This is a genomic window from Nitrospirillum amazonense (assembly GCF_029594735.1).
In the GTDB taxonomy this organism is placed as follows: Bacteria; Pseudomonadota; Alphaproteobacteria; order Azospirillales; family Azospirillaceae; genus Nitrospirillum; species Nitrospirillum amazonense.
In genome coordinates this window covers 43,429-60,904 of record NZ_JARPAF010000004.1, presented here as the reverse complement: position 1 = coordinate 60,904, position 17,476 = coordinate 43,429, and the positions used below count along the sequence as shown (strand labels likewise).

The following is a 17,476-nucleotide window of genomic DNA, read 5'->3' as shown; positions in this document are numbered from 1 at the left end:
TGGGCTCGGGAACCGGTTGGACTGGGGAAAGAGATTTGGGGCAAAGGATTCAGGGCATGACGGATAGGTTGGACGCGATGCGGGCGGCGGTGGGGCCGGAGGATTATGGTGCCGCCGCCGCCGCGGCGGAGACGCAAGCCCTGTTCGCCCGCCTGTGGCACTTCGTCGGCTTCGATGACGAACTGACGGCGCCCGACGGCTATCTGGTACGCACCATCGCCGGCGTGCCGGTGGTGGTGCAGCGTTTCGATGACGACATTCGTGCCTTCCGCGACGTCTGTTCCCACCGCCATGCCCGCCTGCACACGGCGGAGCGCGGCCACGGCCCCCTGCGCTGCCCCTATCATGGCTGGACCTACAGCCGGGAGGGGGTTCCGGTGGGCATACCGGGCAACGATCCCTGTTTCCAGCTGGACAAGGCGGACAAGGCCGCCCTGGCCCTGACCGGATATGAGGTGACACGGCGCGGCCGCTTCATCTTCGTCCGCCTCATTCCCGGCGGGCCCGACCTGGACATCTGGCTGGGTCCGCTGGGCGCCTGGCTGGACGCCGTGTCCGACGGCTTCGCCGCGCCCTTCGACCAGGCGCCGCTGGAGTGGCGTGCGGACTGGAAGGTGGGCATGGAAAACGTGCTGGAGGTCTATCACGTCGACAGCGTGCATCCGGAAACCTTCCGCACGGTCACCGAGGGCGTCTGGAAGTGCGCCGAGCACGGCCCCCACAGTACCGGCACCATCGGCCTGACCGCCGAAACCCGCCGCTGGTGGGAGGGGGCGGCCAAGCGGCTGAAGCTGACGCCCCTGACCGCCTTCACCGACTATGACCACGCCATCATCTTCCCCAACCTGGCCATCGGCCTGACCGCCGGCCTGATGGCCAGCGTACAGACGTATGAGCCGGTGTACGCGCCGGACGGCACGGTACGGCCGGGCCGTTGCCACCTGCGCTACCGCCTGTCATTGGCCAGGCAGCAGCCGGGCGCCAGCGCCGCCGCCCGCCAGGGCGTGGAAGGGCATCTCGCCGACTTCAACCGCCGGCTGCTGGCGGAGGACCAGTCGGTGGCGGAGGCGGCCTGGGCCGGCAGCCAGCAAGCCGGCCGCCCCGCCCTGCTGGGCCATAACGAGGGACGCATCCGCGCCTTCCACGCGGCCTGGCTGAAAGAGATGGGCCGCTAGCGCCCCTGCGCCGCGATCCAGCCATTCACCTGCTCCTCCAGCAGATCCAGCGGCAGGGAGCCTGAAAGCAGCACGGCGTCGTGGAAGGCGCGCTCATTGAAGCGCTCGCCCAGCCTGTCCTGGGCCCGCTGGCGCAGTTCCAGCAGCTTCAGCTCGCCGATCTTGTAGGCCAGCGCCTGCCCCGGCCAACCGATGTAGCGCCGCAGCTCCGTCTCTATGTTGTGCGGGGCCAAGGCGGTGTTGTCGATGAAGCAGGCGCGGGCCTGGTCCAGGGTCCAGTGCTTCCAATGGATGCCGGTATCGGCCACCAGGCGGCAGGCCCGCCACATGTCGAAAGACAGGCGCCCAAACCGCTCATAATCATCGCGGTAGATGCCCATTTCCTCCCCCAGCTGCTCGGAGTAGAGGCCCCATCCCTCGCCATAGGCGTTGATATAGGCGCGGCGGCGGAAGGGCGGCAAATCTTCCAGCTCCGCCGCCAGCGCGGTCTGCAGGTGATGGCCCGGCACCGCCTCATGCAGGGCCAGGGCCGGCAATTCATAAAGGGGCCGCTGGTCCAGCTTGCCGGTGTTGACCATAAAGCCGCCGGCAATGCCCTTGGCGGCGTCACCGGGGAAATAGCGGCCCGTGGTGTACGTGTCCTCGATATCGCGCGGCACCTCGCGTACGCCATAGGTCAGGCGCGGCAGCCGGCCGAAGTGGCTCGGCAGCTGGTCGTCGATGCGCTTCGCGATCTCCGAGGCCTTTTCCAACAACGCCTGGCGCGTGGTGACGTAGAAGCGCGGATCGGTGCGCAGGAAGGCGAGGAAATCCGCGAAATTGCCGGTGAAGCTGGTGCGGCGGATCAAGGCCTCCATCTCCCCCCGGATGCGCGCCACCTCCTTCAGGCCGATCTCGTGCACGGCATCCGGCGCCAGGCTGGTGGTGGTGTGGTGGTGGACCGCCCAGGTGTAATAGGCCTCACCATCGGGCAGGTCGCGCGCCGCCAGGCTTTCGGGGGCCGCCGGGCGATATTCCCGCTCCAGAAAGGTGACAAAGGCGCGCTGGGCGGGACGCACAATGTCGGCCAGCACCTGGCGCGCCCGCGCGCGCCATTCCGTCATCGCGGCGGGGTCCCCCGACCCGGCGAAGGGTGACAGCAGGCCGTCCTCGTCCAAAGGGGTGTCCGCCTGTCTGCGGGCGATGTCCAGCACGGCGTCCACGATCAACCTCGGCTGGACAAACCCCGTGGCGATGCCACGCCGGGCGTTGGCAATGTTGGCGGCGTAATAGTCGGGCGCGGCCTCCAGGCAGGCCAGCCAAGCTTCCGCCTCCGCTTTCGTGCGCACATGGGTGCGGCTGGCAGTGTAGGTCAGGGTGGCGTAGAAGCCGCTGTCGCTGTTGAAGGGCATGCGGTCTTGGTCGAAGGCCATGCCGGCCAGTCGATCCTCCGCGTCCCAGCGCATGAAGCGATAGGTCAGGCGGTCGGCCGGCGTCAGGCCGGCGGGGTCGATCGCGCCCAGGCGGTGAACGAACGCCTCCAGGCGCTTCCGCCGCTCGGCCGCCGCTTTGGGCCTGACGTCCGGCAGGCAGCGGCCGTCTTCTTTCCCGCCCTGAAGCAGGGCATCGTAGTCGGCGACCAGAGGGGCTATGGATAGCGGGCCGGCTTCAGCTGCCAGCGGCGCCAGCAACGCCATCAAAATCAGAGGAAAAATCGCCGCTTTGCCCATTGCCGCCTTCCTTTCGTTGACTGGCAGGAAAGGCGAAGGAGCCACGAGGGGCAAGCCTGATGATGGACATGGACGGGTTATTCGCCGGCAGGCGACCTGAAAGGCCCCACAGCCGCGCGCGCGTCTATATGGCCACGGGCGCCTGCGCGCCGGCCAGCTGGGCGTATAGCGCGCCAACCTTGGCCATCTGCACCTCCGGCCGAAAGCGGGTGAGATCCACGGCCCGGGCGGGCGTCCGGCCGTCCAGCGCGGCCAGCAAGGTCTCGGCCATGGCGTCCGCGTCCTCGGGCGGGCAGAGGAAGGGATAGTCGAAGCCCAGGATTTCCAGCGGCCCGCCGGTGCGGGTGGCCACCAGGGTCACACCGGCGTCGGCGTATTCCAGCAGGGTGAGGCCGAAAGGTTCATGGCGGGAGGCGACGACGCCCAGGTCGAGGGCGGGGAGGTAACGGCGCACATCGGGGCGGAAGCCCGCGAATACCACCCGATCGCCCAAGGCCAGCTGTGCCGCCTGCTCACGCAGGGCGGCCATCTCCGCCCCCTGACCGAACAGCACCAGGCGGGCATCCGGCCGGTGGGCGCGCAAGCGGGCGTAAGCATCCACCAGCACATCGAAGCCTTTGCCCAGTTCCAGCCGGCCCATGCCGCCGATAACGGGCGCGTCTTGCGGCAAGCCCAGGGCCAGGCGCGCCTCCGCCCGGGTCAGCGCGCCCCTCTGCGGCAACACCCAGTTGTGCACGGTGACGGAGCGATCACGGGCCGCCGCCGGCATCATGCGGGCCTGATAGTCGGCGATGCGGATGATGCCGTCGAAGCGGTCATGCAAGCCGGCACGAAAGCCATTGTGCAAGGTGACGACACGGGGACAGCCCGGCCGGCAGCGCAGCACCCGCCGGGCGGCGGTGTTTAGGTGGGCATGGACGATATCGGGGCAAAGGGCCAACAGCTTCCAGAACAGCGCGGCCGTGCGCATGCGCGCCGGCAGCCACACCACCGACACCCGCGGGTCCAGTGATTCGGCAAGGTGCCGGGCGCCGACGCCCCCGTCCTCCCCCGGACCCAGGATGACCATCACCTGGTGATCGTCAGCCTGGAATTCCGCCAGTTCCATCACATGCTTTTCGGCACCCCCGAAGCCGTGGGGGATGATCACGTGGGCGATGCTGGTAACGGCCCCCGTCGAGGACGGGATCAGGCGCCGGGTGGCACCTCGCGCGGCCGGGTTGTCTGACAGGGCGATGGAGGACATGCCGGCGCACTGCTCCCCTACGGATTGGAAAGTCCTGCGATCGGCGGGGTGGGCGATGCGAAGCGGTGCCGCCGGACTGCCGCCGGCCATCACCACCACTGCCTGGCTGTTTCTTCGGCGCGCCCCACCCGTCGCCCACAGAATGGCAACTGTTCCGTTATACGCGGGGGAAGGTGCTAACCTGTCGCAGGGCTGTAACATAGAGGGCCATAAGGGGTATCCGACCAGGACACCCCCGCCGAGCCGTTACTGACACGGACTATCAGTTGTCCGCGACCACATGCCAAGCGCCGTCGGGCTGCTGACAGGCGGTGCCATAGGCCTGTTGCGTCTGGCCGCCTATGGTCACGTTCTGCTGAAACTCCCGGCAATACTGGCCATCGGTCGTGTGGCCGTCGCGCAGGGCGGTGACGCTGCCGCTGGCCGGGCCGTCGTTCCAGACGACAGGCTGGCCCACCGGCGCCATGGTGGCCCGGATCTGCGCATCCTCAAGCGCGCGTTGCTGCTGTTCCGCCACACTGTCCAGCAGCGTCAGGGTGATGGCCGTCAGGCCCAGCCAACGATAGGCCTCTTCGTCCCGGTAATAGTGGCCATAGCCGGTGTAATAGACGCCGTAAGGGCGCAGCACGACCACGTCGCGGTACACATGGCGGCGATATTCCGGAACGATGACCGGTCCGCGGCCATAGATGAAGACGTCATGGTCGCGGAAATGGCCCCAATGCGGCGCCCAGGGGCCACCCCTGTGGTCGTCCCCCCTGTGGTCGTCCCACCGGCGTTCCTCACCCCGATGATGATCATCCCAGCGATCCTGGGCCAGGGCCGGCACGGTGGCGGCGGTGACGGCCACGGTGACCGCCAAGGCAAGGGAACTGAGGGCACGGAACGTCAGGCGTCGCATACGGGAATTCCTGTTCATCGAAAACAGCATGGCCCCTGCGGGGGCCGTCACAGCCAAGCGGCCGGGCAGATTGATACAACACCGCCATTGCGTCCGATTTATGGCCGGTCACGGGCTGGATCAAGCGGCAAGCCGTTGTATCGGGGTGAGATAAAGCGTCGCGCGCGGCGCCCTTTTGACCGCCTCAATAGTGTTCCAATTATGGAACGCGGAGTGCCGACAAGCCCAACTACCGCCAAAATCGTTCCAGAAATATAGTTCAGACATCAAACACGTTAGACCCCGGCCCCGAGCCCCGCTGCACCGCCGCTAGGACCCGACGCCAGGAAAGGAGACGACGATGACCACGCTTTGCCTCGCTTGCGCCGCCCGTTCGGCTCCGGCCCTGTTCAGCCGCGCACCGGCCCGCGCCGCCGTGATGGATACCCTCGGCCGCCGCGCCCGCACCCTGCTGCCCGCCCTCCTGGCGCTGACCGGCTTGTCCTTCGACCAGATGGTCGTGCTGCGCGCTGGGCTGGACATGGTGCTGCAGAGCACCCGCAACGGCCGTTTCCACTGATCCCCCCGCGACCGGGATTTCTTCCCGAGTCGCGGGTACGGTGCCGCACCGATATCGCGGCCTGATCCGTTTATCCAATATACATCGCCAACCTTAGGCGACCTGTGGCTTTCAGCCCGCTGCCCTCCCTGATTTTTGCCTAAAGAATCCGCTGTCTGCCGCCCGGTTGGGCGCTAGCCGGAAGGATAGGCCGTGACTTGACCATATGGTCAGTTTTTTCTTTGTCCGCCCCCCGGACTGTCACACAGTGATCATCAAGATTTCCTATGACTGCACGGACGTCCAACCGGCCTGATGGGGGCTTCTGAGGACGGCGGTCGGGGGACGGGACGGGGCTGAACTCCGCCCGGTGACATGGGGGAATGACGCGCCCAGGCCTCTCCAACCGCATCGGGAAGGGACGGAGCCATGGTCGCCGTGACGACACTGCCTATAATTATGCGGAACACCGACTTAGGCCAGGTGGGCAAACGGCGGTTGGGCTTGGCCGTGCGCCTGGGCCTGGCCTTTGGCGCCATCATCCTGGCCATGCTGGTCATCACCGGCCAGAGCTGGCTGACCTACGCCCGTGTGGACAGCACGCTGAATGGCATCGTCGGCGAGACACTGCCCCGGCTGGACACGCTGGACGCCCTGTCCCGCGCGGCAGAGGGACTGGCCGGCACGTCCATGGACGCCTCCATCGCCACCACGCATGAAGAGGCGCAAGCCACCCGCAAGGCCCTGACCGTGGCCGAGAAGGCCTTCAACGACGCCTTGCGTCAGGCCAACGCCCAGTTGGGCCAGACGCCGCAGCTGGATGAGCTGCGGGTACTGGGCGGCCGCTTCTCCGCCCTGCTGCAGGTGCTGAACGGCGCGGAAGATGCCCGCTGGCGCCTGCGCCAGGCCGTGGCCGCCGCTGAGAAGGCGGTGGCCGAGGCCGATGCCAGGGCGCAGGCCGCCCTGATGACGGCACTAGGTCGCAGTCCCAGCCCCGCGGTCCTGTCCGCTTTGGCTGAGATACGGGCCTTCGACGCGCTCCTCGCGACGCCGGCCACGGCGGGGGAAGACCCGGCGGCGGCCAAGGCGGCCCTTTCCGCTGCCCTGCAGCATCTGCGCGCGACGCAAGCGGCCCTGCCCGCCGATACCCGCGCCATCGTCGCCGCTAGCCTGGACGTGTTGACCCGCGTGGCCTTGGGCGAGGCGGTTGCCGCCACACCCGGCTTCGGCGACGTCACCGCCGGTGGCCTGGCCGTGATGAAAAGCCGCCTGGCCGACGCGCAGGACCAGAGCACCGGCCTGCTGCACCAGAGTGCCGCCATCGCCGCGCGGGTGCAGAAGTTGGGCGCGGAACTGGGCGCCCAAACCCAGGCGGAGGTGCGCACCAAGGCCAAGGCGCTGGAGGACGTGGTGTCCTTCGCCCGCGGCCTGCTGATTGCGTCCGGCCTGGCGGGTGTCGCCATCGCCGTCGGCGTGGCGGTGTTTTATGTCGGCCGCAGCATCGCTGGCCGCGTCGCCAACCTGTCGCGCAGCATGCTGGCGCTTGCCGGCGGCGACCTGGATGTGGAGATCGATACCCGCGGCAGCGATGAGATCGCGGAGATGGCGCGCACCGTCACCGTTTTCCGCGCCAACGCCGTGCAAGTGCGCGAGCATGACGTGCAGCTGGCGACCGAACGACGTGAGTCGGCGCAGAAGCGGCAGGCGGCCATGTCGGCCATGGCCGACAGCTTCGAGGAGTCGGTGGGCGGCATCATCGCCGCGCTGGTGGATGCGGCGGCGCAGATGACCGCCCTGTCGCAGAGCATGGGCCAGTCGGCCGATGCCACCGCCGAGCAGGCCAACACCGTGGCGATGTCCAGCGAAGCGGCCTCGCGCAATACCCAGACCGTGGCCGGCGCCACCGAACAGCTGTCCCTGTCGGTTCAGGAGATCAGCGGCCAGCTGCAGCAGGCCATCAGCATCTCGCAGCGCGCCAATGAGGAAGCCGATGGGGCCGCTGACATGGTGGAGCGTCTGACCGGTGCCGCCGAGCGCATCGGCAGCGTCACCCGGCTGATCGACGACATCGCCGGCCAGACCAATCTGCTGGCGCTGAACGCCACCATTGAGGCGGCGCGGGCCGCTGCCGCCGGCAAGGGCTTCGCCGTGGTGGCGTCGGAGGTGAAAAGCCTGGCGGGCCAGACCTCCAAGGCCACGGGCGACATCGCCGGCGAAGTCGCCGCCGTGCGCAGCGCGGTGGGCGCCGTGGTGGATTCCATCCGCCAGATCGGCGGCACCATTGTGCAGCTGAGCCAGGTGTCCAGCACCATCGCCGCAGCGGTGGAAGAGCAAAACGCCGCCACGGCCGAGATCAGCCGGTCGATCAGCGAGGCGGCGCTGGGCGTGGAAGAGGTCAACAGCACCATAGGCCGCGTGCACACCGCCGCCCTATCGACTGGCGAGTCGGCCGGACAGGTCCGGGCCAGCGCCCAAGGACTAGCCGATCAGGCCGCGCGCCTGGATGAGGCGGTGCGCCGATTCCTGGGCCAGGTCCGCGCCACCGAAGCCGCCGCTTGAGGAGAGACAGCATGATCCGGATCGCCCTCGCGGCCGCCCTATTTGCCAGCACTGCCAGCATCGCCAGCGCCGCGGCCTTTAAGCCTTGTGTCGTTTATACCGAGGCTGGGAAGTTCGATAAGAGCTTCAACGAGATGGCTTATGACGGCAGCCAGACCTTCGCGCAGAAGACGGGCGTCGCTGTGGCCGAGTTCGAACCGGCGGGCGAGGAGGCCTACCCCGGCGCCCTGCAATCCGCCGTCACCGCCGGCTGCACCGACGTGGCGCTGATCGGCTTCCGGTTTCAGACCGCGTTGGCCGCCTTCGCGCCCCAACATACGGACGTACGCTTCACCCTGTTCGACGGCGTGGTGCCGGGCGCCAATGTCGCTTCCGTCCTGTTCGCGGAGAATGAAGGTTCCTATCTCGTTGGCGTGGCGGCGGCCCTGGCCAGCAAGAGCGGCACGGTCGGTTTCATCGGCGGCATGCCGGCGACGGTGATCGAGCGGTTCGAGAAGGGCTACGCCCAGGGTGTCAAGGATACCCGGCCGGATGCCACGGTGATGACCGGCCTGGTGGCGGGCGATCCCAAGGGCTTTTCCGACCCCTTCGCCGCCTCGGAAATTGCACGGGACATGCTGCGTCACGGCGCGGACGTGCTGTTCCCGGCCGCCGGCGTGTCCGGCTTGGGCGCGCTGGACATCGGCCACGCCAAGGGCGCCCTGGGCGTGGGCGTGGACAGCAACCAGAACTACCTCTATCCCGGCCACATGCTGACCTCGATGGTCAAGCGCCTGGACGTGGCCATCGCCCGCGCCTTCGAAGCCGGCCGTAGCCAGACCTTCACTTCCGGCATCACGCGCCTGGGCCTGAAGGAGGGCGGGGTGGACGTGGTGGTGGACGCCGACAACCGCGCCGTCTGGACCCCCGCCATCGTCGAGGCCGTGGCCCGCGCCCGCCAAGCCATCGTCAGCGGCCAGGTGAAGGTCGCGAGCCCTAGTTAGGATGCCCTGCGGGCGCGGGCATCCGCCCGCTTGCCATCCTCGTTTTGCAGTCCGCTACGCTCCCCACAAAACTCGGGCGAACGCAGTCGCCTTCTACAGCGGTATAAGGCACCACCTCATGCCGCTCATTATATATAGAGTGCACTTAGGCCGGCAGGCGCCCGGTCCCGCACGAAGATCGGCCAACCGCGGATGCCAGAGCATCAAACAGCATCATGGAAGATGATACCCAGCGTGTGCCGCTGGCCCGTGCGCAGTCGGCTGACGCCGTGGCGCAGGTTCACCCGGTAGGTGCCTCGCGTTCCTGACAGCGGCCGGTGGTGGACGGCGAAGATGACGCCGTCACCCTGGCGCAGGGGCACCACCTCGGCCCGCGACTGCATACGCGGCCGCTGCTCGGTGATCACGAACTCCCCGCCCGTGAAATCCCGCCCCGGTTCCGACAGCAGGACGGCCACCTGCAAGGGGAACACCCAGTCGCCATACAGGTCCTGGTGCAGGCAGTTATAGTCGCCCGGCCCATACCGCAGCAGCAGCGGCGTGGGCCGCACCTGGCCACTCTGATGGCACAGCGCCAGGAAGTCGGCGTGGCTGTCCGGATAGCGCACTTCCTCCCCCAGTCGCTGGTTCCACCGATTGGCCAGCGGCGCCAGCCGGAAGTAGAGACCGATGCGCAATGCCTGTACCGGGCCCGGCAGGGGGTAGGCCCAATACTTGTACTCGCCCATGCCGAAGCCGTGCCGGCCCATGACCACCCGGCTGCGGAAGCCGTGGTCCCGCGCGTACAGGGACGACAATTCCCCGCACGTCTCGGGATTCAGCAGCCCGGGAAGTACAGCGCAACCGTACGCATCCAATTCGGTGGAAATCGCTGACCAGTCATAGCCGTCGATGCTGGCAATGCCATCGCAGCCGGCATCGCGGGAGCCCATGTCCCCCATCACACCCTCTCGCACGCCAACAGGGCCCGCTTGCGCTCCACGCCCCAGCGGTAGCCGGACAGCGCGCCATCGGTTCGCACCACGCGGTGGCATGGGATGGCGACGGCGATGGCGTTGCTGGCGCAGGCTTGGGCGACAGCCCGCACTGCCTTGGGCGCACCGATGCTGGCCGCCACCTGGGCATAGCTCACCGTTTCCCCCGCGGGGATGGCGCGCAGCGCCTGCCACACCCGTTGCTGAAAGGCAGTGCCGCGCACATCCAGCGGCAGGTCCAGGCCCAGTCGCGGCGCCTCGACGAAGCCCACCACCCGGGCGACCAGGGCGTCGAATTCCGGATCATCGCCCGTCAGCCGCGCCTTGGGGAAACGGTCCTGCAGGTCCCGCACCAGCATGTCCGGATCATCGCCCAAGGTGATGGCACAAATGCCGCGCTCGCTGCGCGCCACCAGGATGGCACCCAAACTGCACTGGGCGACGGCGAAGCGGATGTCGGCATTGGCGCCACCGGCACGGTAGTCGCCCGGTCGCATGCCCAGCATGCCCTCCGCCGCCTCATAGAACCGGCTGCTGGCGTTGAAACCCGCATCATAGAGGGCCGTGGTGACCGTGACGCCGGGGCGGCTCAACTCGTCCCGCACCCGGCGGGCACGGTGGGCCGTGGCATAAGCCTTGGGCGTCAGGCCGGTGACGGCCTTGAACACGCGGTGGAAATGATAGGGGCTGAGGCCGGCCTGGTCAGCTAGTTGTTCCAAGCCCGGCGCCTCCTCTGCAGTCTCAATGCTGCGGCAGGCCTCCGCCACCAGCTGGGCCTGGCGCTGGGCGATGCCCTGCTGGTCCGGCTTGCAGCGCTTGCAAGCACGGAAGCCTGCCCGCTCCGCCGCGGCACAGCTATCATGGAAAGCGACATTCCGCGGTTTGGCCAAGCGTGAGGGACAGGAGGGCCGGCAATAGACGCCGGTGGTCTTCACCGAATAGACGAAGCGGCCGTCCTGGCTGGCGTCCCGGTTCAGCAGCGCCTGCCAACGTGGATCGGCGTCGGCCTCGAGAGGGGCGCGGGTCGGGGCGGATGTCATCGGGACCTGAAGTGCGGGGATAGGGAGTGCGGTGACAGGCGGCATGGTCGTCATCCTGATATGGTGTCGTTCCTGCCTCTGATGTACCCCTGGTCCCCGGCCCCGACATCCCGGCTCTTGCGGTCAAATCCCGGGGCTCCGGCCGGCCGGTTTCACTGACACGGCGGCACATCGCCCGACATTTCCCATAGGTGATTTGACTTGACCCCCCTGGGGGGATAGGAGTCAAGGGATGACGCACGCCACCACCCCCGACATCCTGAACCGCCTGAAGCGGGCGCAAGGCCATTTCGCCAAGATCGTGCAGATGGTGGAAGAGGGGCGCGATGCCCTGACCATCGCCCAGCAGCTGCAGGCCGTGGTCAAGGCGGTGGACAAGGCCAAGATCGCCCTGGTGCTGCACCATATCGAGCATCATCTGGAGGAGGCCACCGGCCCCTTGCCCATTGAGACCCGGGCACGGCTGTCGGAAATGGCCGAGATCATCAAATACCTTTGATGCCGGACCGCTGGGGTGCTCGTTCCATCAGAGAAAAGCTAAATCCTTAATAACTTGCTTTCCACCCTGTACATCTCCAATGTTTCTGGGGACGCCGTGTGGGGGAATAGGATGAGCCAAGACTGGTGGGATGTGCCCGGGAACCCCTATGCCCCGGCCAAAATCCAAGACCCGGCCATCGCTGAGCCCCCGTCCCCCCCCGCCCCCGCTCCACAAGGTGGCGGCGGCCCTAATCAGCCCTACACCGCAGCGGAGCTGCTGGCGCTGGAGGGAGCCACTGCCGCCCTCGTGCGGCTGGATTGTGGGCTGGCCGCAAGCAGTCGCGCCGTCGCCGCAGGCTGGATCAACCGCATGGCCATTGAGGAGGCGGCGGCCTCCGCCCGCCTGAACGGCGTCCTTATCGACACAGCCGACCTGCGCCTGCTGGCCTGGGACAGCCTTGACCGTGCGCCCGACCCTGACTTGGCCCAGGCCCTGCCCCTTTATGATCTCGTGCGCCGCATCGTGGCCCGCCATCCCCGGCATCTTTACACCCCCCGTCGATTGGCGGCGCTGGACCGGACGCGCCTGACTCGGAGCACCGGCTTTTCCCTATGGAATGGGGCAGCCGACGATGTGGAGGCGGAGGAGCGTTGGGCCGTGTTGCAGGCCGCCTTGGCCCCCGATGACCTGACACGCCTCCGGGCCGCGCCTGCGCTCACCGGTGCGGCTGGTTTCCTGGCCCACTGGCATCGGGTACGGGCCGACCGCAGCGCCGGCGCCGCCCTGGGCCGGCTGCTGGCGGCTTGGTGGCCCGCCCGTCAGGGCCTGGTGATGGCCCGTCGTCATAATCTGGATGGGGTGACCTTCGAGGGTTCAGATACCTTCGTCAGCCCGACCCATCCTGCCTTCGCCGGCGGTCCGGTGCTGATGCCCTCCATCGGCTTCCTGGGTCATGCCCTGGAGTATCGGCCGGATCGGCAGGAAGGTTGGCTGCTGGCTTTCCTCAGCGCCGCTGCCCGCGGCCTGGCCCGGGGCGAGGTACTGCTGCGTCGTCTGCGCCTGGCCGAGGTTAGGCTGGCGGAGGCCTTGCGGCCCAAGCGTTCCACCTCGCGGGGGCCACAGGTGGCAACCTTTCTCTTGGCCCAGCCGGTGGTCACCTCCGGCCGGTTGGCCCAGGCACTAGACATGAGCGGAACGGCCGCCCGCACCTTGCTGGATGGGTTGCACCGTGACCGGCTGGTCCTGGAGATTTCCGGCCGGGACGCCTACCGCGCCTATATGGTGGAATGACATCCAGCCGCTCTGGCCCGCCCTCCAGCGCCGGTTTTTCTGAAAAAACTTCGGTAACCGTTCCCTTGAAGAGGCGCCCCGTTTGCCGTCCCGGTTTAAAGAAAAAAGCCCCGTCGCGGGGACGGGGCCGTTTCGAAGTTTTTTCAGAAAAACCGCAGGGATGAACCCTGGCCGTACAGATAAGGCGAACCCTTAATCCGGCACATCCAGGCCGCAGCGGCGCAGTGCCTCTGGCAACTGGGCGAACAGCGCATCCAAGGCCTGTGGTGGCAACCCCGCTGCCAGGCGCAGGATGGGCCGCCCCTCATGCAACGACAGGCGCACAAGCACTTGGCCTGTACGGGACCGGATGACGCGCTCCCCAGCCAGTTCCGGTTCCGGGACCCCTTCCCCCTGCGCCGCTGCCATCAGGGCACGCAGACGGGCGGCGAAGCTCAAATTATCATCCGCCCCCTTCCCGCTCAGTTCGCCGGCGGTTGCCTCCACCCGGGCGGCCACCTCTTCGCTTTCAGCCATCAGGCGAGCCAGCTTGGCCCCATCGCTGATCTTCAACGGCCTCGGATCATCCAGGGCAGCAACCACCGTGGCCGGCAGCTCGGCGAACTTCAGCAGGTTGGACAGATGCCCCTTGCTGAAGTCCAGCCGCTCCATCAACTCAGCCCGGCTCATCAGCCCGGTATCCAGCACGGTCTTCAGCTGCACCGCCCGTTCGTAGGCGGAGATGTCGGCGCGGGCCTCGTTCTCCTGCACCATCTTGATCAGCAGATCGCGGTCGTCCGCCTGCATCACCCGCGCCACCACCTTGCGACCCAGTTGACGGCAGGCCGCTGTCCGGCGATGACCGGCGATCAGCTCATATCCGTTGCCGTCCGCCGCCGGGCGCACCAGCACCGGTGCCAGCTGGCCATGACGCAGGATGTCCTGCACCAGGGTGGCGAAGGCGGCATCGGCGAAGGCGGCGGTGTGCCGGTCCTGGTATTGGGTGCTATGGATGTCGGCCGGATCCAGCTCCAGCAATACGCGTCCACTGTCGCGCAGCGTCTCCAGCTCCTTGGCACTGTCCTGGAACACGCTCTCGATCTGGTTGACGATCGGGATAGCGGATCGGGGGGAAACGGGCCGCGCCGCCCGAGTGGCGGTCAGGTCGCCGATGGCATTGTCCAGTTCGGCCATTCTGTCCTTGCGGCTCATCGCGTTCCCTCCCGCGCCGGCGTGCGCTTCCAGATGTCCCAGATAACCCGCTCGATCTCGGCGTTCACGTTGTTCAGATATTCCAGTCCGCGCTCATAGGTCCGGCGGTTCACGTCGCTGGCCTCCAGCTCGTAATAGCTCTGCTTCAGGTTGCCGGCGCTATCCAGACCCGTGGTCAGTGCCATGCGGTTCTCCAGCAGCGTGTCGGCGAAGATGCTGCCCATCCACTTCACCAACTGGCTCTGGTTGCCATCGGCCGTCTGGTATTTGGAAACCAGCAGGCGCACGGCGTCGAAGGTCTTCACCCGACCGCCTTCGGCTTGCGCCAAGGTGGATAGCGTTTCATAGACCATCCGGAAGAAGCGGCCAGCGGAACTGAAATCCAGCATGCTGGGTGGAATGGGAATCAGCAGGAAATTCGCGGCCATGACGGCGTTGATCGACAAGTAGCTGAGCGATGGCGGGCAGTCGCAGACGATGATGTCGTAATCCTGGTCGATGCTGGGCAGGGCGTCGGCAAGGATGCGCCAGAAGCGAAGTTCCCGCTGGCGCATCTGCCGCACCGGCACTTCGAACTCCGTGGAGTACAGGCCAAGGTTGGCGGGGATGACGTCCAGCCCGTCCCAGTAGGTCTTCTGGATCAGCGGCCGCAGATCGTTAATCCGTTGGCTGTCGTCCAGGGTGAACAGGCGGTACAGCGTATCCAACCGGTCGAACTGCTCATCCGGGACGAAACCGAACAGCGATGTGGCGCTGGCCTGGCTGTCGAGGTCTATCATCAACACCCGATAGCCTTGCAGAGCCAGGTACTGCGCCAAGTGGACGGAGTGGGTGGTCTTGGCCGCCCCGCCCTTGAAGTTGGCGACGGTGATGACCGACAGCTTTTCCCCCGCTTCACGATCGCGACCCACGCGATAGCGCACGTCACCGGTCTGCTGGAACAGCTGGCGGCGAATCTGGTTCACCTCCGCCAGGGTGAAGCCGCGGCGGTTGTTGCCGCCGATGACGGTGCCCTGGGGGAACTGCTCGTTCTTCAGCAGGGCACGCAGGTGGCTCTCCGAGATACGGATCAGCCGGGCCGCTTCCGAGGTCGGAAATAGGCGCAGGCTCTTGGCGTGGCCGGGATAGGCCTGCACCTCGATGATCTTGCGCTGGATGGCGTCACAGCCTTCCGAGTGGTCCAGGAAAATTTGCAAGGGGTCGTCGCCGGCCGGCATGGCGTTATCGGCGGGCGCGCTGACATCGGTGGTCATTGGTGTATCCGAGGGGCTGCCAGAGATGGCCGGATAATGCCCAACCGCGATCCGGACGCCAACCGCGATCTTCAGGCAAATATGCGGATAACTGACTCACCATCGATTTTTTGCCGATTAGGCGAAAAAATTCGCTGATGGGATTTCATCAATTGGCTGGGCCACCGCCTTTGGTAACTGTAACCTTGAAAGCGGGGCGATCGGAACTGCAAACCGTGGCGATCTTCTATTGGGCGCACCCCGATCTTCAAGGGAACGGATACCAATTCCAACGTATGAGGTGTCCCGTCGGAAATGGCGCATTTCCTGGGTTTTCTCTGAAATACCGATGACGAGCGCGCATCGATCGGGGAGTGAGCTTGAGGGGAAAGCCAGCTGTGGAACCCGCAAAGCTTGATCCCGTGGCCATTGTCCGTGTCCCGGAAAGGCTGGCCTGTGGATAGTTTCTTTAAAAGGATTCAGGGTTAAAGAGATATAAGGTTTAACTGTTACAGCGACAGAAAATGCCGTTTTCCCAATAGCTTAATGACGCATTTGGTAACCATTCCCGCGACTCCCGGTTTCCGAACCCTGGGGCTGCGGAGTCCAAACCCTGGAGTCTCGGGTCACCGAACCCTTGGCCGTTGGTTTCCAAACCCTGGAGTTGGGAAAAACGGTATCCGAACCCTTGAGGGAAAACAGGGCGAGTCGACCGGAGTCGGTTGCCATACCCTTGATCTTGGTTGCCGTTCCCTCAATCCCGGTTGCGGTTCCCTTGAGTTCGGGAGGTTGGGCGGTCCGGTTCCGGACTCTGATACCGCGATCCGACTCACCATGGGCCCGAGTCCGGCTGATTTCACCCCGCCGTGATGAGTCGGCCAAGTCTATCCCGAGTCGATTCAAGGGTTCGGTTACCGAAGCTCACGGGTTCGGATACCTGCGATCCTATCGACTCGACGTGGACACCAGATTTTGGGGGTGGCACCGCCAGAATCTCAAGGGATCGGCAACCAAGCGTGTTTTTGCCGTTGGCGGTGACGATTGGCCGCGTTCATCATCCGGAGTCCGAACGCCCTATCCATGGTGGATGGGGCCTGCTGTGTGAGGGGTGGCGACAATGGCGGGGACGATGACAGGGACTGCGGACAGGATTTCCGCGCCGGCCATGGTGGAAGCCCCGATGGCTGGCAGCCAGCTGGCCCTGGCCCTGGATAGCCCCCTGATCGGCAAGGTGAAGAACGACCGCCTGGTCATGGTCTTCAACTTCTTCGCCCTCAGCAAGGAGACGGTGACGGAGCTGCCGGTCTACGATGACGGCACCGTTCGCATCGAGGTCACCGGCACCAAGCACGGCGTCGCCAACATCTGGGACAAGGAGGTGCTGATCTACCTCGTCTCCCTGATCCAGGACAAACTGAACCGGGGTGAACCGGTCAGCCCGCGCCTCACCTTCACCGGCCATGATTTTTTCCGCGTGGTAGGCATCCACGCCACCAACACCGCCTATCAACGGCTGGAGGACGCGCTGAAGCGCCTGCAGTCCACCCAGGTGCTGACCAACCTGGAGACAGGGGGCGAGGGGGAAACGGGCGCCTTCTCGTGGGTGCTGGACTACCGCATCAACTACCGTCGCGACAAGGATGGTGGGAAGACCATGAAGTCGCTGACGGTGCAACTGTGCGACTGGCTGTACCGGGCGGTGGTCAAGGACCGCAAAATCCTCACCTACCACCCCGACTACTTCAAGCTGTCGCCCACGGAAAAGCGGCTGTACGAGATTGCGCGCGCCCATTGCGGCAACCAGGGCGCGTTCAAGATGAACATTGAGAAGCTGCGCCTGCGTGTCGGCGCCGAAAGCGACTTGAAGGTGTTCAAGGCCCGGCTGGTGGCCCTGGCCAAGAAGCGCCAGGCGCTGCCGGAATACGGGCTGACGGTGGTCGATCCCCGCCGCTGGGGCCGCGACCGCAACGCCCCGCCGCCGCCGGGTCGCACGCCGCTGAAGAGCCACATGGTCTATTTCTTCCGTACCGACAGTCTGTCGGCCATGGCGCCCTTCGACCAGGCACCGGAGTTTCCGGACGCCCAGCCCGATATGATGATGGGTGACCTGGCGGCCTAAGGGGCCGCCGCCAACCTTGCAATCCCACGACAGACATG

The 17,476-nt window shown here is 66.3% G+C and carries 14 protein-coding genes; 7 read left to right on the top strand and 7 right to left on the bottom strand.

Annotated features, from left to right (window positions below; all coding sequences use genetic code 11):
• The first annotated feature begins 56 nt into the window (after nt 1-56).
• Complete coding sequence (locus tag P5F91_RS21115; protein ID WP_277908184.1) at nt 57-1,175, top strand: aromatic ring-hydroxylating oxygenase subunit alpha; 1,119 nt, start codon at nt 57-59, stop codon at nt 1,173-1,175.
• Here the strand turns inward: P5F91_RS21115 and P5F91_RS21110 are convergent.
• The 3 genes from P5F91_RS21110 to P5F91_RS21100 form a co-directional block, all read right to left on the bottom strand.
• Entirely contained in the window at nt 1,172-2,884 is a 1,713-nt protein-coding gene (locus P5F91_RS21110; protein ID WP_277908183.1) for a DUF885 domain-containing protein, read from the bottom strand. The two genes, P5F91_RS21115 and P5F91_RS21110, sit on opposite strands and share 4 nt — an antisense overlap.
• 124 nt (nt 2,885-3,008) lie before the next feature.
• Nucleotides 3,009-4,130, bottom strand: coding sequence for a glycosyltransferase (locus P5F91_RS21105; protein WP_277908181.1), 1,122 nt, complete (start codon nt 4,128-4,130; stop codon nt 3,009-3,011).
• Between the two features lie 262 nt (nt 4,131-4,392).
• Nucleotides 4,393-5,031 carry an RT0821/Lpp0805 family surface protein gene (locus tag P5F91_RS21100; RefSeq protein WP_277908180.1) on the bottom strand — a complete coding sequence of 213 codons (639 nt, stop codon included), beginning with the start codon at nt 5,029-5,031 and terminating at the stop codon, nt 4,393-4,395.
• Nucleotides 5,032-5,371: 340 nt separating this feature from the next.
• On the opposite strand from P5F91_RS21100, the gene P5F91_RS21095 reads away from it, so the two are divergent.
• From P5F91_RS21095 to P5F91_RS21085, 3 genes are all read left to right on the top strand, one after another.
• Nucleotides 5,372-5,590, top strand: coding sequence for a hypothetical protein (locus P5F91_RS21095; RefSeq protein WP_040845900.1), 219 nt, complete (start codon nt 5,372-5,374; stop codon nt 5,588-5,590).
• Between the two features lie 438 nt (nt 5,591-6,028).
• Nucleotides 6,029-8,128, top strand: coding sequence for a methyl-accepting chemotaxis protein (locus P5F91_RS21090; RefSeq protein WP_186454536.1), 2,100 nt, complete (start codon nt 6,029-6,031; stop codon nt 8,126-8,128).
• Nucleotides 8,129-8,139: 11 nt separating this feature from the next.
• Entirely contained in the window at nt 8,140-9,111 is a 972-nt protein-coding gene (locus P5F91_RS21085) for a BMP family lipoprotein (protein WP_145608851.1), read from the top strand.
• Between the two features lie 203 nt (nt 9,112-9,314).
• On the opposite strand, the gene P5F91_RS21080 is transcribed toward P5F91_RS21085, so the two are convergent.
• Nucleotides 9,315-10,052, bottom strand: a complete 738-nt coding sequence (locus P5F91_RS21080) for a 2OG-Fe(II) oxygenase (protein ID WP_145608852.1) — start codon at nt 10,050-10,052, stop codon at nt 9,315-9,317.
• Entirely contained in the window at nt 10,052-11,125 is a 1,074-nt protein-coding gene (gene ada, locus P5F91_RS21075) for a bifunctional DNA-binding transcriptional regulator/O6-methylguanine-DNA methyltransferase Ada (RefSeq protein ID WP_145608853.1), read from the bottom strand. The genes P5F91_RS21080 and ada overlap by 1 nt, the downstream gene beginning before the upstream one ends.
• Nucleotides 11,126-11,357: 232 nt before the next feature.
• Here ada and P5F91_RS21070 point away from each other — a divergent pair, with 232 nt between their 5' ends.
• Together P5F91_RS21070 and P5F91_RS21065 are read left to right on the top strand one after the other, a co-directional pair.
• On the top strand, nt 11,358-11,624 hold the full coding sequence (locus P5F91_RS21070; protein ID WP_145608854.1) for a metal-sensing transcriptional repressor: 267 nt from the start codon (nt 11,358-11,360) through the stop codon (nt 11,622-11,624).
• Between the two features lie 111 nt (nt 11,625-11,735).
• A complete protein-coding gene (locus P5F91_RS21065; protein ID WP_277908179.1) occupies nt 11,736-12,896 on the top strand; it encodes a hypothetical protein in 1,161 nt (386 codons plus the stop codon).
• Nucleotides 12,897-13,088: 192 nt separating this feature from the next.
• On the opposite strand, the gene P5F91_RS21060 is transcribed toward P5F91_RS21065, so the two are convergent.
• Together P5F91_RS21060 and repA are read right to left on the bottom strand one after the other, a co-directional pair.
• Nucleotides 13,089-14,087: a ParB/RepB/Spo0J family partition protein gene (locus tag P5F91_RS21060; protein WP_277908178.1), complete on the bottom strand. Its 999-nt coding sequence runs from the start codon at nt 14,085-14,087 to the stop codon at nt 13,089-13,091.
• Complete coding sequence (repA, locus tag P5F91_RS21055; RefSeq protein ID WP_145608857.1) at nt 14,084-15,340, bottom strand: plasmid partitioning protein RepA; 1,257 nt, start codon at nt 15,338-15,340, stop codon at nt 14,084-14,086. Before repA ends, P5F91_RS21060 begins: the two co-directional genes overlap by 4 nt.
• A gap of 1,159 nt (nt 15,341-16,499) precedes the next feature.
• On the opposite strand from repA, the gene P5F91_RS21050 reads away from it, so the two are divergent.
• The gene (locus P5F91_RS21050; RefSeq protein WP_145608858.1) at nt 16,500-17,438 is read left to right on the top strand and encodes a replication initiator protein A; all 939 of its coding nucleotides are present in this window, start codon (nt 16,500-16,502) and stop codon (nt 17,436-17,438) included.
• Nucleotides 17,439-17,476: the final 38 nt, after the last annotated feature.

What these genes read in the sequence shown, in the direction of transcription:
- P5F91_RS21100 (WP_277908180.1), bottom strand. Translation starts at nt 5,031, where the DNA reads ATGCGACGCCTGACGTTCCGTGCCCTCAGTTCCCTTGCCTTGGCGGTC.
- P5F91_RS21085 (WP_145608851.1), top strand. Translation starts at nt 8,140, where the DNA reads ATGATCCGGATCGCCCTCGCGGCCGCCCTATTTGCCAGCACTGCCAGC.
- P5F91_RS21110 (WP_277908183.1), bottom strand. Translation starts at nt 2,884, where the DNA reads ATGGGCAAAGCGGCGATTTTTCCTCTGATTTTGATGGCGTTGCTGGCG.
- P5F91_RS21090 (WP_186454536.1), top strand. Translation starts at nt 6,029, where the DNA reads ATGCGGAACACCGACTTAGGCCAGGTGGGCAAACGGCGGTTGGGCTTG.
- ada (WP_145608853.1), bottom strand. Translation starts at nt 11,125, where the DNA reads ATGACATCCGCCCCGACCCGCGCCCCTCTCGAGGCCGACGCCGATCCA.
- P5F91_RS21060 (WP_277908178.1), bottom strand. Translation starts at nt 14,087, where the DNA reads ATGAGCCGCAAGGACAGAATGGCCGAACTGGACAATGCCATCGGCGAC.
- repA (WP_145608857.1), bottom strand. Translation starts at nt 15,340, where the DNA reads ATGACCACCGATGTCAGCGCGCCCGCCGATAACGCCATGCCGGCCGGC.
- P5F91_RS21095 (WP_040845900.1), top strand. Translation starts at nt 5,372, where the DNA reads ATGACCACGCTTTGCCTCGCTTGCGCCGCCCGTTCGGCTCCGGCCCTG.
- P5F91_RS21070 (WP_145608854.1), top strand. Translation starts at nt 11,358, where the DNA reads ATGACGCACGCCACCACCCCCGACATCCTGAACCGCCTGAAGCGGGCG.
- P5F91_RS21105 (WP_277908181.1), bottom strand. Translation starts at nt 4,130, where the DNA reads ATGTCCTCCATCGCCCTGTCAGACAACCCGGCCGCGCGAGGTGCCACC.
- P5F91_RS21080 (WP_145608852.1), bottom strand. Translation starts at nt 10,052, where the DNA reads ATGGGGGACATGGGCTCCCGCGATGCCGGCTGCGATGGCATTGCCAGC.
- P5F91_RS21065 (WP_277908179.1), top strand. Translation starts at nt 11,736, where the DNA reads ATGAGCCAAGACTGGTGGGATGTGCCCGGGAACCCCTATGCCCCGGCC.
- P5F91_RS21050 (WP_145608858.1), top strand. Translation starts at nt 16,500, where the DNA reads ATGGCTGGCAGCCAGCTGGCCCTGGCCCTGGATAGCCCCCTGATCGGC.
- P5F91_RS21115 (WP_277908184.1), top strand. Translation starts at nt 57, where the DNA reads ATGACGGATAGGTTGGACGCGATGCGGGCGGCGGTGGGGCCGGAGGAT.